At 67.4% G+C, this 12,843-nt stretch carries 11 protein-coding genes; 8 read left to right on the forward strand and 3 right to left on the reverse strand.

The features are described 5' to 3' along the window. The first annotated feature begins 47 nt into the window (after positions 1–47). Genes ABT313_RS26030 through ABT313_RS26050 form a run of 5 tightly spaced genes read left to right on the forward strand, consistent with a single transcriptional unit; the run spans position 48 to position 5,825 of the window. A complete protein-coding gene (locus tag ABT313_RS26030) occupies positions 48–830 on the forward strand; it encodes a GNAT family N-acetyltransferase (RefSeq protein ID WP_350858999.1) in 783 nt (260 codons plus the stop codon). Continuing rightward, the gene (locus tag ABT313_RS26035; protein ID WP_350859001.1) at positions 827–1,363 is read left to right on the forward strand and encodes a P-loop NTPase family protein; all 537 of its coding nucleotides are present in this window, start codon (positions 827–829) and stop codon (positions 1,361–1,363) included. The genes ABT313_RS26030 and ABT313_RS26035 overlap by 4 nt, the downstream gene beginning before the upstream one ends. After that, entirely contained in the window at positions 1,360–3,642 is a 2,283-nt protein-coding gene (locus ABT313_RS26040; protein ID WP_350859003.1) for a helicase-associated domain-containing protein, read from the forward strand. Before ABT313_RS26035 ends, ABT313_RS26040 begins: the two co-directional genes overlap by 4 nt. Next, positions 3,639–4,133 carry a P-loop nucleotide/nucleoside kinase family protein gene (locus ABT313_RS26045; RefSeq protein WP_350859006.1) on the forward strand — a complete coding sequence of 165 codons (495 nt, stop codon included), beginning with the start codon at positions 3,639–3,641 and terminating at the stop codon, positions 4,131–4,133. The genes ABT313_RS26040 and ABT313_RS26045 overlap by 4 nt, the downstream gene beginning before the upstream one ends. 18 nt (positions 4,134–4,151) lie before the next feature. Then, a complete protein-coding gene (locus ABT313_RS26050) occupies positions 4,152–5,825 on the forward strand; it encodes a DNA repair helicase XPB (RefSeq protein WP_350859008.1) in 1,674 nt (557 codons plus the stop codon). 745 nt (positions 5,826–6,570) lie between these two features. On the opposite strand, the gene ABT313_RS26055 is transcribed toward ABT313_RS26050, so the two are convergent. Genes ABT313_RS26055 through ABT313_RS26065 form a run of 3 tightly spaced genes read right to left on the reverse strand, consistent with a single transcriptional unit; the run spans position 6,571 to position 9,324 of the window. Then, positions 6,571–7,281, reverse strand: a complete 711-nt coding sequence (locus tag ABT313_RS26055; RefSeq protein WP_350859011.1) for a FadR/GntR family transcriptional regulator — start codon at positions 7,279–7,281, stop codon at positions 6,571–6,573. 28 nt (positions 7,282–7,309) lie between these two features. Beyond that, on the reverse strand, positions 7,310–8,245 hold the full coding sequence (locus ABT313_RS26060; RefSeq protein ID WP_350859014.1) for a dihydrodipicolinate synthase family protein: 936 nt from the start codon (positions 8,243–8,245) through the stop codon (positions 7,310–7,312). 14 nt (positions 8,246–8,259) lie between these two features. Beyond that, a complete protein-coding gene (locus ABT313_RS26065) occupies positions 8,260–9,324 on the reverse strand; it encodes a sialidase family protein (protein ID WP_350859017.1) in 1,065 nt (354 codons plus the stop codon). 47 nt (positions 9,325–9,371) lie between these two features. Between ABT313_RS26065 and ABT313_RS26070 the strand changes: the two genes are divergently transcribed. From ABT313_RS26070 to ABT313_RS26080, 3 genes are read left to right on the forward strand one after another with little or no spacing between them, the layout of a single operon-like run. Further along, positions 9,372–10,994, forward strand: a complete 1,623-nt coding sequence (locus tag ABT313_RS26070) for an extracellular solute-binding protein (RefSeq protein ID WP_350859020.1) — start codon at positions 9,372–9,374, stop codon at positions 10,992–10,994. Next, positions 10,994–11,938: an ABC transporter permease subunit gene (locus ABT313_RS26075; protein ID WP_350859023.1), complete on the forward strand. Its 945-nt coding sequence runs from the start codon at positions 10,994–10,996 to the stop codon at positions 11,936–11,938. Before ABT313_RS26070 ends, ABT313_RS26075 begins: the two co-directional genes overlap by 1 nt. Continuing rightward, complete coding sequence (locus ABT313_RS26080) at positions 11,935–12,822, forward strand: carbohydrate ABC transporter permease (RefSeq protein WP_350859026.1); 888 nt, start codon at positions 11,935–11,937, stop codon at positions 12,820–12,822. The genes ABT313_RS26075 and ABT313_RS26080 overlap by 4 nt, the downstream gene beginning before the upstream one ends. Positions 12,823–12,843: the final 21 nt, after the last annotated feature.

Here is a 12,843-nt window from a genome sequence, read left to right on the forward strand (position 1 = left end):
ACATATCCGTTGGCAGTTGACCGGTCCGGGTGATTCACTGCCAGGCGATGATCACCAGAGTCGACACCTACCTCCATAGCGTCCCGCTGTCCGGTGCAGTCGCCGAACAGGTCGGGCCGTTCACCCTGTTTCGCAGTACGACGATCTGGCCGTACTACGCCCGCCCGGTGCCGGGCTCCGGCGTCACGATCAAGCCGGACGATGTCGACCTCGTGCGGGAACGCTGCGCCGAGCTGGAGATCCCGCTGAGCTTCGAGTGGGTCGTCGACACCTGTCCGTCGCTGGGACCGGCTGCGGCTGCTGCGGGCCTGACTGTGGTCGAGCATCCGTTGCTGGTACTCGAGCGCGACGACTTCCAGCCTGTGGTGGCTGATGCTCGCGTGGAGATCCTGTCCGCGGACGAGGACGTGGTCCGGCAGTGTCGTGCGGTCGCCAACCTGGCCTTCAGCGACCCGGGTACTGCGGTCGGCACCGCCGGCCCGGCTGAGCGGGACGCGGCCGCCGCAGAGACGCGGGACGAGCTGGTTGCGACGCTGCGGGACCGGGCGCTCCGAGGCGTCTCGGTGAACGCCGGAGCGTTCACCGAGGACGGCATGGTCGCCAGCGGAACGCACCAGCCGGTCGACGCCACCACTGAGGTCGTTGGCGTCGGCACACTCCCGTCCGCACGCCGCCGCGGTCTGGGTGCGGCAGTCACGTCGAAGCTGGTCGAGCACGCGTTCGCCAACGGAGTGGACCTCGTGCTGCTGTCAGCCGAGTCCGATGCCGTCGCAGCCGTCTACGAGCGGGTCGGATTCCACCGGATCGGGAGCGCTGGGGCAGCGGAGTGACGGGCAGTCCGACCTCGCGTCTCGTCGTACTCCGCGGGAACTCGGGCTCCGGCAAATCCACCACCGCCAAGGCCCTGCGCGAACGCCTGGGCCGCGGTACGGCGTGGGTCGAGCAGGACCACCTTCGCCGCATCCTGCTGCGCGAGCACGACCTCCCCGGCGGCGTGAACATCGGACTGATCGACCTGAACACCCGCTACGCGCTCGACCACGGGTACGACGTGGTGCTCGAAGGCATCATGCACGCCGGCCGGTACGGCGACATGCTCCGCCGGCTGACCGCAGACCACCTCGGCACCACTTTGCACTACTACTTCGACATCCCGTTCGAGGAGACCGCGGTCCGGCATTCCACGCGAGCGCTGGCTGGAGAGTTCACCGTCGACGCCATGCGGGAGTGGTACCGCGAGCGGGACCTGCTCGGCCTGGAGCACGGCGTGATCGGCCCGGACAGCTCGGTGGAGCAAACCGTGGGACAGATCCTGACCGACCTTGGGGTGGAGACCAGCGGGGCCGTACCGTTGGAGGGATGAGCACTACCGAGCCGACCCGCCCCCGTACCCTCGCTGAGGCGCTACGGACCTGGGACGACGCCGGGCTCGGTGAGCTGCTGCGACGGCGGCCCGATCTGGCCCTGCCGATCCCTGCGGACACCGGCCAGCTGGCGGCGCGGGCGACGAGCAACGCGTCGGCCGCGCGGGCGGTCAACCGCCTGGACGAGTTCGGTGTGGACCTGCTGGAGGCGCTGTCCGCGCTCCCCGAGCCGGTCGACCTGGAGTCGTTGGCGCGGGGTGTGGATCAGCCGGTGGAGGTGGTCCGGCCGCGGGTTGAGGAACTGCTTGACCTCGCCCTGGTGTGGGGCACCGAGGACGACCTGCGGCCGATCCGTGCGGTGCACGAGCTGCTCGGTCCGACACCTGCCGGGCTCGGTCCGGTCACCACACGGCACTTCGGTGACCTGGACAAGCTGATCGACGAGGCGGGTCCGGATGCGCGGGCCGTGCTCGACAAGCTGACCTGGGGTCCGCCGACCGGCTCGGTGGAGAAGGCCGAGCGTCCTGTGACGATCGCCTCGGCTCGGACGCCGGTGGAGCGGTTGCTGGCGCGCGGTCTCGTCGTACCCAAGGACGCCAACACAGTAGTGCTGCCCCGGCAGATCGGGCTGCATCTGCGCGGTGGGCGCGTGCTGGCGTCGACCAGGCCGGTGCCGCCTCCGCTGGACGGCAAGAAGGTGTCCGCCACGATCGCCGACCGGGCTGCTGCGGGCGCCGCGCTCGACCTGGTGCGTCTGGTTGACCGGGCGCTGGAGCAGCTGGGGACGGAGCCGCCGCCCGTACTGCGGACTGGTGGCATCGGTGTCCGGGAGTTGCGCAACGTGGCCGGCAAGATCGGTGCGGAGGAGCAGAACACCGCAGCGGTTCTGGAGATCGCGTACGCCGCTGGGCTCGTCGCGGCGGTTGAGGTTGGCACCAGCGAGCTATGGCTGCCCACTAGTGCCTATGACGACTGGCTGGAGCTGGACCTGGCGCATCGGTGGGCACAGCTCGTCATCGCTTGGTTCTCCGGGCTCAGAGCGATCGGACTGATCGGACGACGGGACAGTGGCGCTGGTACGGCGGCTGCCCGAGAGCGGCTGATCAACGCTTTGGCTCCGGATCTGGAGCGGTTACTCGCTCCTGAGATCCGCATGCTGGCGTTGCAGGCTTTGGCCGAAACGGGAGCTGGCACTGCGCCTGCTCCGGAGACCGTGGTCACGTGGGTCGCGTGGCATCGGCCGCGGCGTGGTGGGCAGTTCCGGGACGAGTTGGTCGAGTGGAGCGTGTCCGAAGCAGCCCTGCTCGGGCTGACCGGTCTGGGTGCGCTGGCGAGCCATGCCCAACCGCTCTTCGGTGCTGAGCCGACTGCTGACGAGTTGGCCGAGGCGATCAGTTCGCTGATGCCGGAGCCGGTCTCAGAGGTGCTGCTGCAGGCTGACCTCACTGCGATCGCACCCGGTCCGCTGGTGCGGGTTGTGCAGGACGAGCTGTCCGCAATGGCAGATGTCGAGTCGGACGGCGGTGCTGGGGTCTACCGGTTCAGTGAGAGCTCGGTGCGGCGTGCGTTCGACCTCGGCCGTACGGCGGAGCAGCTGCACACCTGGCTGGTCGAGCACTCGCGTACGCCGGTGCCGCAGCCGCTCACGTACCTCATCGACGACGTCGCGCGGCGCCACGGCGTACTGCGGCTCGGCACGGCGTCGACGTACCTGCGGTGTGACGACGAGACCGTGCTGACCCAGCTGCTCAACTCGAACCTGCCCGGTGTCCGCTTCCGTCGGCTGGCGCCGACCGTGGTGGTGTCGCCGTCCCCGCCGGACATGGTGCTGAGCCGACTGCGCGACGCTGGGTTGGCGCCGCTGGCGGAGACGTTCGACGGGGCGCTGCACGTGACCGGTACGCCGCGACGGGGCGAGGCTCCACGTCGACGTACCAGCAGGGACTTCAACGAGAGCGCGTTCGACCTGACCGACGACCAGGTCAAGGCCGTCATCGAGAAGGTCCGCGCCGGCGACCGCATCGCCGCCGAACGCCCCGGCGACCAGGGCCTCGTCGAACCAGCGGCGCCCGCCGAGACCATCGCCGTACTCACCAACGCCGCGGAGTCCCACAGCCGCACCTGGATCGCGTACGTCGACCACAACGGCACGGCCTCCGAACGCATCGTCGAACCGGTCCGCGTCGCCGACGGCTGGCTGACCGCCTACGACGACACCACCGACAACCCGCGCACCTACGCCCTCCACCGAATCTCCGCCGCCCGAGGTGTCGATTGACCCAGCAGCTGATCATCCTGACCGGCCTGCCGTACTGCGGAAAGACGACGCTGGCGCGAGCACTCGAAAGGGCCGGCGCCGCCGTGGTCGAGCTGGATCACATCAACCGCGAGCGCGGCTTCCGGATCGAGGACGGCGTACCGATGGCGGAGTGGCCGGAGACGATCCGGCAGGCAGAGGGGCGGATCTCGGAAAGCGATGCTGGGGTGATCGTTCTCAGCTGGGTCAATCCGGCTGAACGCGACCGCCAGCGCTGGCGAGACTTCGCGTCGGCACGCGGGATGCGCCATCTGGTCGTGTACCTCGCCGCTGACCAGGAGCTGCTCGACACCCGCCGTAGCGTCGCCGTTGCCGCGCCGGACCGCCACCCCCTGTCGGACGAGGTTCTGCAGCGGGTCCAGCGTCGGTTCCAGCCGCCGACCGAGGGGCTGGTCCTCGAAGCGGGCTGGAGCACCCAGAAACAGGTGGAGCTTGTGACCGCAGCCCTGTGAATTGACCGCTCAGGCACAATGGAAGGTCGGGGCGAGATTGAGGAGCAACGGGTGACAGACGGTCCACTGATCGTGCAGTCGGACAAGACGTTGTTGTTGGAGACCGCACATGCGGACGCCAACGAGTGTCGGAAGGCCATTGCGCCGTTCTCCGAGCTGGAGCGGGCGCCGGAGCATGTGCACACCTATCGGCTGACGCCGCTGGGGTTGTGGAACGCGCGGGCCGCCGGGCACGACGCGGAGCAGGTGATCGACGTACTGCTGCGCTACAGCCGCTACCCGGTCCCCCACTCGCTGCTGGTCGACATCGCCGAGACCCTGGATCGGTACGGGCGTCTCCGGCTGGAGAAGCACCCGCAGCACGGACTGGTTCTGGTGACGACCGACCGGCCGGTGCTGGAGGAGGTGCTGCGCAGCAACAAGGTCAAGCCGATGCTGGGCGCGCGCATCGACGACGACACCGTCCTGGTGCACCCGTCCGAGCGCGGTCACCTCAAGCAGACCCTGCTGAAGCTCGGCTGGCCGGCTGAGGACCTGGCTGGGTACGTCGACGGCGAGGCGCACAAGATCGAGCTGGAGCTGGACGGCTGGGAGATGCGTCCGTACCAGCAGCAGGCGGTCGACTCGTTCTGGCACGGCGGCTCCGGTGTCGTCGTACTGCCCTGTGGGGCCGGCAAGACGATCGTCGGCGCGGCTGCGATGGCGCAGGCGTCCGCGACCACGCTGATCCTCGTCACCAACACCGTGTCTGCCCGGCAGTGGAAGGACGAGCTGCTCCGGCGGACCAGTCTGACCGAGGAGGAGATCGGCGAGTACTCCGGTGCGCGCAAGGAGATCCGGCCAGTCACGATCGCGACGTACCAGGTGATGACCACGCGCCGGAAGGGCGTCTACACGCACCTGGAGCTGTTCGACGCCCGCGACTGGGGCCTGATCGTGTACGACGAGGTGCACCTGCTGCCCGCGCCGATCTTCCGGATGACCGCGGACCTGCAGACCCGGCGCCGGATCGGTCTGACCGCGACGCTGGTCCGCGAGGACGGCCGCGAGGGCGACGTGTTCTCACTGATCGGCCCGAAGCGGTACGACGCTCCGTGGAAGGACATCGAGGCGCAGGGCTGGATCGCGCCGGCCGACTGCATCGAGGTGCGGGTGGATCTCGAGCAGACCGAGCGGTTCGTGTACGCGACCGCCGAGCCCGAGGACCGCTACCGCCTGGCCGCATCCACGCCGGCGAAGTCCCGGCTGGTACGCCGGATCGCCGACCATCACGCGGGTGAGCCGCTGCTGGTCATCGGTCAGTACATCGACCAGCTGGACGAGCTCGGCGAACGCCTGGAGTGCCCGGTGATCAAGGGCGAGACGACGGTCCGCGAACGCCAGCGGCTGTTCGACGCGTTCCGCCACGGCGAGATAACGCGCCTGGTGGTCAGCAAGGTCGCCAACTTCTCCATCGACCTGCCAGAGGCGTCGGTAGCCATCCAGGTCTCCGGCACCTTCGGCTCCCGCCAGGAAGAAGCCCAGCGCCTCGGTCGCGTCCTCCGCCCCAAAGGCGACGGCCGCACCGCCCGCTTCTACTCCATCGTCGCCCGCGACACCATAGACGCCGAATTCGCCGCCCACCGCCAACGCTTCCTAGCCGAACAGGGCTACGCCTACACCATCATCGACGCCGAAAACCTCTTCGCCTGAACCAGACAAGGAAAGAAGAGGAATTTCAGAGTCATGGCTGGCTCCGGCGGTCGGCCGGAGGTTCGCCAGCGCGCCGTGGTCCGGTCGAACCCGGCTCGATCGAGGCGAGGTTGGGACCGGTACGTCGTACTCGCGCTGACGTAGGCCTGAGCCGAGTGGTCGAGCAGTCATGCGGCACGGTCAATCCTGTCCGTCCGCCGAGTCGTGGAAAGTGGTTCAGAGAATCTGCCGGGATCCCTGGACGACCGGATTTGGGGAGGATCCTGCACCGATTCGGGCACAAGATCCTCCCCAACCACGACTGCCCGCGGCGCGCTCCGGGCCGCGTCGACTACGCGCAGACAACCTCCGGTGCGCCACCGAAGCCAGCCACCACTCCACATCTCGCTTCCCGGTCCTGGGGAACCGACGCCAGCCGGGGTTTGCCGGAACGACGTCGACACTCGGGTGGGCCTGCGGAACCGGCAGGTCGAGCGTTCAGGCTGTGACCGGCCGAAGGAAGTCTGCACTCAGCGGCAAGTAGGTCCGGACAGCGGTCGGTCGGCAGTCGCCTGACCAAGTGGCCAGTGATCTGAGCGAGACCGAGCATGCCTCGCTCAGCGAACCCAGCACGGACGTTGGGCCGCGAGGACCGCGAACCTCCACCTGGCCAGCTCGCGGCTGATCACCGAAGCCGGCAACTCTCTAACCCTCTGTTCTCTTTCTTTCTTCTTTTCTTTTTGCTTTCTCTTCTTTGCCTGGCGGCCTATTCGCCCAGGCGGGTGTGGATGCCGTTGAAGTGGCTTTTCATGGAGTGGGCGTAGGTGTCGGGGTTGGCGGATTCGAGGGCGTTGAGGAGGTCTCGGTGCCAGGCGGCGGCGTCGGCGGGGGTGTAGCGGGCGCCGGGGAGGCGGGCGTCCACCTGGGCGAAGGTTCGCCAGAAGACCGACAGCAGGTCGATGACGAGCGCGTTGCCGAGCGGCTCGTAGAGGGCCTGGTGGAAGGCCCAGTCCTCGTCGGGGAAGTACTCGCCGTCGGCGGCCTTCGCCTCCATGCGCTGGACGATCGGCTCGAGGGCGTCGTACCCGTACTGCTTGAAGTGGGCGACCACGTCGTCCGCCAGGCCGACCTCGATGGCCTGGCGGACCTCCAGGACGTTCTGTACGTCGCGGAGGTCGCCGGCCATCGACTGTGACATGCGGAAGGCCAGCCCGTCCTCGAGCGACTGCAGGTTGACCTCGCCGACGTACGTCCCGTACCCGTGCCGGATCTCGATGATCCCGACGGCCTGCAGTGCCTTCATCGCCTCGCGCAGCGGGTGCCGGCCGACGCCGAGCTGCGCCATCAGTTCCTGTTCGTTGGGCAGCGGGTCACCCGCCTTCAGCCCGCGCTCCAGGATGTACGACTTCATCGCATCCCGGATGAACGTCTGATTCCCTGCCGCACCACGTGCCCGGCTGAGCCCACCCGTTGTCACTGCCGGCCTCCCTGTAGTTAGGAACCGCTCAGTGTAATCCGGCGCGGTCCAGTAGCGGCCGGATCGCGGCGATCTCCGTGTCGTCCAAAGGAATGCAGGGGTACGCCGTGATCGGGCAGTCGATCACGCCGAGCAGATGCAGTCCGGCCTTGAACGCGCCCAGTGCGGCCGAGCTGGCGCCCATCCGCTTCCGGTCGGCCACGTTGATGATGTCGAACAGCCGGAACAGCCGGTCCTGCTCCGCCCGGGCAGCCGCCGCGTCCCCTCCGGCAGCCGCCTCGAACAGCCGCACGTACCCGGCCGGGTCCACATTGCCCAGACCAGGTACGACGCCGTCCACGCCGAAGGCCAGCGAGGAGTCGACCGTCACCTCGGACCCGGTCATGATCGCGAAGTCCTCCAGCTCCCTCTCGCGGCGCGAGAGCACCAACTCGCGCAATGAGGTCTCCTGGCCGGACGAGTCCTTCACACCAGCGATCACGCCCTGCTCGCCGAGAGCCATGACGACGGACGCGGGGAGCTTGGTGCCCACACGCGACGGGATGTCGTAGGCATAGAGCGGCACGTCACCGGCCAGACCAGACAGCTTGACGAAGTGCCGCTCGATCTCCGCGCGATGCGTGGCTGCGTAGAAGGGCGCCGTGGCGACCAGTGCGTCGACACCTGCCTTGAGAGCAGCAGAGACGTGCGCAGCGACCCGGTTGGTCGACGTGTCGATGACGCCGGCCAGCACCGGCACCTGTCCGGCCACCTCCGCCACCGTCGTCTCCAGCACGACCTGCCGCTGCTCGTCGGTCAGGAACGTGCCCTCACCGGAGGTGCCGAGCACGAACACCCCGTTCACACCCCCGCCCAGCTGGTACTGGATCAGCCGGGCCAGTGATGCGGTGTCGACGTCGTACGACGGGGTGAGCGGGGTGACGAGCGGCGGAACGACGCCGGTCAGACGGGCGGACTCGGTCAAAACAGCTCCAACCTCTAGAGGGCGAATGTGGCGAAGCGCAAGGTCGCGAACGAGGACGTCTCACCGGCCTCGTAGAAGATGCCGACGGACCCGTCGGCCAGCAGCACCAGATCGGAGTAGCCGGCCATGCCCTCGTGTACGACCAGGCCCGGCTTCCACGTCTCGCCGGAGTCCGACGACACGAAGACGGTCAGCTCACGGCGGGACGTCGGGTTGACCGGTGTGGACAGCAGGAGCCGTCCGTCGGGCAGACACACCACGCTGCCCTGGATACCCGGTGCGGTGATCTCAGGAATCCCGGCGTACGGCGCATCGAGGGTCTGACCGTTGTCGGACGACCAGGCGTGTACGCGGGCAGGTCCGGCGCCCTGGTGGTTGCGGGCGTTGAAGTAGAGCCGTCCGTCGGGCAGCTCGGCCACGGTGGTCTCGTTGGCGTTGATCTCGGCGCCGTCGTTGCGATCGACGAAGCCCACCGACCAGGTGACACCACCGTCGTCGCTCACGATGCAGTGCCCACCGTTCAGCCGGATCAGGTCGTCTACGGGCTCAGACGGCACGAAAGAGTGGTTCGCCGGTACGACGAGACGCCCCGAGCGCAGCGTGATCCCGTGACACGGCCCGGTCGCGTACCAGCCCCAGACCGCCGGCTTGACCTGCGAAGTGATCTCCACAGTCGGCGTCCACGAAACACCGTCGTCCGACGACCGCTGCACGAACACGCGCCGCCCCGACACCGGATCGGTCCCACGGGCCAGTGACATCTCGACGGCGTCCGCCCCGTTCTCGACCGTCACCAGCACGACGTCGCCGGACACCGGGTCGAACAGCGGCACCGGGTTCCCACAGGTCTTGCCGGCGACCGCCGACACCACCTGCAGCGGTAACCAGGTCTGCCCGCCGTCCAGCGAGCGCCGCAGGACGATCTCGATCTCACCCGCGTCGCCGGACCCGTGCAGCCGCCCCTCGCAGAACGCCAGCACCAGCGAACCCCGCGCCGCCACGGACGGGATCCGGAACGTGTGATAGCCGCTCCCGGCGGGGTCGAAGACGATTTCCATCGCGCCGACTCTTGAAGACATAGGACGTACTATGTCATGGTGTGGCCCTCCGATGGAAGTGAGGCCCAATGCCAGTCAGCAGAAGATCTTTCCTCGGCGGTGGCCTGGCCGCCGCCGCTGTCGCGGTCACGGGTACGCCGCTGCTGGCGGGGTGCGCGTCGGACAAGAAGAACACCGCGGCCGCCAACTCGGCGGTGAAACTGCCCACGTACACGAAGTACGGCGAGATCAAGCCGGACCTACCCGGCACCGACGTGGTGCTGGACGGATTCCTGAAGTACCCGGCGAACCCGGTCAAGGCGATCACCGAGGTCCCCGGCGACGGCAAGCCGATCACGTTCATGACGAACATCCCCGGCGCGATCCCGCCAAGCGTCGACAAGAACCAGTTCTGGCAGGAGCTGAACAAGCGACTCGGCTCCGAGCTGCAGATCAGCATGGCGTCGAACGACGAGTACAACGACAAGTTCGCCACCCGGATCGCCGGCGGCGACCTGCCGGACATCCTGAACGTCCCGCCGGGCACCCCGCAGATCCCCGGACTGCTCAAGGCCAAGGCGATGGACCTGACCGAGCACCTGTCCGGTGACGCCGTGAACAAGTACCCGTTCCTGGCGAACATCCCGAGCCTGTACTGGAAGGGTTGCGTCTTCAACGGCGCGATCTACGGCGTCCCGGTGCCGCGCGGCATGTCCCGGACGTCGCTGCCGCTCTACCGCACCGACCTGCTTGCCGCGAAGGGCATCAAGGACCCGGCGCCGAAGAACTTCGAGGAGTTCTTCGACATCTGCAAGGAGATGACCGCGGCGAAGGAGAACCGCTGGGCCTGGACCCGCGTGCCCACGTCGTACATCCGGATGATGCTCGGCCTGCCGAACAACTGGAAACAGGAGGGCGGCAAGTTCACCTCGGTGTTCGAGGTCGACGGCAACGAGGACGCGCTCGAGGCGTCCCGCAAGATGGTGGCTGCCGGGGTCGTCAACCCGGACACGTTCAGCGCCAAGGCCGCGGCCCGCAAGCAGTGGTTCAACGGCGGCACCGCAGCGTTCGACTACGACAGCTTCGTCGCCTGGAACCAGTACTACTCGGACAACACCGCGGGCGACGCGTTCGGCGTCAACATGCTCGACGTACCGGGTTTCAGCAGCGGCGACGGCAAGGTGTGGATGGGTGCGGCGCTGAACAACGTCACCGCGTTCAACAAGTCCACCAAGCACTCGGTGGAGACGCTGCTCAAGGTGGCCAACTGGATGGCCGCACCGTTCGGCACGGAGGAGTACCTGTTCCGCAAGTACGGCGTGGCGGGCCGGCACTACACCATGCAGGGCACGGACCCGGTCCCGACCAAGACCGGTGTCGTGGAGACGGGCATCGGCCTGCAGTACATCTCGGACTCGACGCTGGCGCTCTACTGGGCCGGCAAACCCGACGTACCGCAGAACCAGCACAAGATTCAGCAGAAGATCGCGGACCGGCTGCTGTACGACGCGTCGTACGGCCTGTACTCCGAGACGCAGTCGAAGCAGTGGGGCCAGCTGACCGGCGTACTGACCGACCTGGAGAACCAGATCGTGCAGGGCAAGAAGCAGGTGTCGGAGTGGGCGCCGGCGGTCAAGACCTTCCTGTCCTCAGGCGGTGAGAAGATCCGCGGCGAGCTGCAGGACGCCTTCGCCGCGACAGGCGGGAAGTAATGCTGCAGCGATCCTCGAAGCGCCCGCAGCAGCAGCTCAGCCTCGGCCGGCGGCTGCTGCGGGATCGTGTCCTGCTGCTGTTCGCGCTGCCGGGTTGTGCGCTGATCATCGTGTTCCACTACGTGCCGTTGCTGGGCAACGTGATCGCGTTCAAGGACTACCAGCCGTTCCTCGGGATCACCAGCAGCGACTGGTCGGGCTGGGAGAACTTCAGCGTGATCTTCAACGGCGACCCGGCGTTCCTACGGGCGTTGAAGAACACGCTGATCCTCACCTGCCTGCAGTCGATCTTCGTGTTTCCGGCGCCGATCCTGCTGGCGCTGCTGCTGAACTCTCTGTTCTCCGAGCGGATCAAGCGGATCGCGCAGAGCATCCTCTACCTGCCGCACTTCATGTCCTGGGTGATCGTGGTCGCGCTGTTCCAGCAGATGCTCGGCGGCAGCGGGTTGCTGAACAACTACCTGCGGTCGCACGACCTGGCCACGATCAACATCATCGGGAACTCCGAGCTGTTCCACGTGCTGCTGACATCGCAGATCATCTGGAAGGACACCGGGTGGGCGACCATCCTGTTCCTGGCGGCGCTGTCGCAGATCGACTCGCAGCTGTACGAGGCGGCCAGTGTGGACGGCGCGAGCCGGATGAAGCAGCTGTGGCACGTCACGCTGCCCGGTCTGCGCGGGATCATCATCCTGCTGTTCATCCTGCGGCTCGGGGACTCGCTGACCGTCGGGTTCGAGCAGATCATCCTGCAGCAGCAAGCGGTCGGCCGGGACGTCAGCGAAGTACTCGACACCTACGTCTACAACAACGGCGTCCTCGGCGGCGCCTGGGGCGTGGCGGCCGCGGTCGGCCTGGTGAAGGGCGTCGTCGGCGTGATCCTCGTCCTCACCGCCAACAAGGTCGCCCACATCTTCGGCGAGCAGGGGGTGTACCAGCGATGAGTACCAAGATCGTCCAGGGCGTGCCGATGCCCGGCTGGCCGATGCGGATCTTCAAGGGCCTCGTGCTGCTGGTCTTCTGCGCGGTCGTGATCATCCCGTTCGTCGGCGTGATCTCGACCAGCGTGGCGCCGAATAAACAGATCAACGAGTCCGGCGGTCTGGTGCTGTTCCCGAAGTCGGTGAACTTCGCGGCGTACGAGTCCCTGTTCGCCGGCGGCGTGGTCACCCAGGCGCTGTTCGTCAGCATCTTCGTCACCGTCGTCGGCACGCTGCTCAGCCTGACCGTGTCGTGCCTGCTGGCGTACGCGCTGGCCCGGCCGAGCTTCACGGCCGGGCGGCCGATCCTGCTGGTCGTGCTGTTCAGCATGTTGTTCTCGCCGGGCATCATCCCGACGTACCTGACCGTGAAGGGCGTCGGGCTGCTCGACAGCATCTGGGCGCTGATCGTGCCGACGATGATCAGTGCGTTCAACGTCGTCGTCCTGCGGGCGTTCTTCATGAACCTGCCGAACGAGATCACCGAGAGCGCCCGGATCGACGGCGCGGGTGAGCTCAAGACGTTCACGTACATCGTGCTGCCGCTGTCGAAGGCGGTGCTGTCGGTGATCGGCCTGTTCTACGCGGTCGCGTACTGGAACGCGTTCTTCTCCGCGCTGCTGTACCTGAACGACTCCAAGCTGTGGCCGTTGCAGCTGGTACTGCGGACGTACGTCATCAACGACACCCAGCTGGGCAGCGCCGAGCTGGGTACCGAGCTGCTCCCGCCGCAGGCCTCGATCCAGATGGCGATCCTGGTCGTCTCGATCGTGCCGATCCTCGTCATCTACCCGTTCCTGCAGCGGCACTTCGCGAAGGGCGTTCTCACCGGCGCCGTCAAGGGCTGATCACAGCTCCGTCTCAAAGTG

The organism is Kribbella sp. NPDC000426 (genome assembly GCF_040300265.1).
In the GTDB taxonomy this organism is placed as follows: domain Bacteria; phylum Actinomycetota; class Actinomycetes; order Propionibacteriales; family Kribbellaceae; genus Kribbella.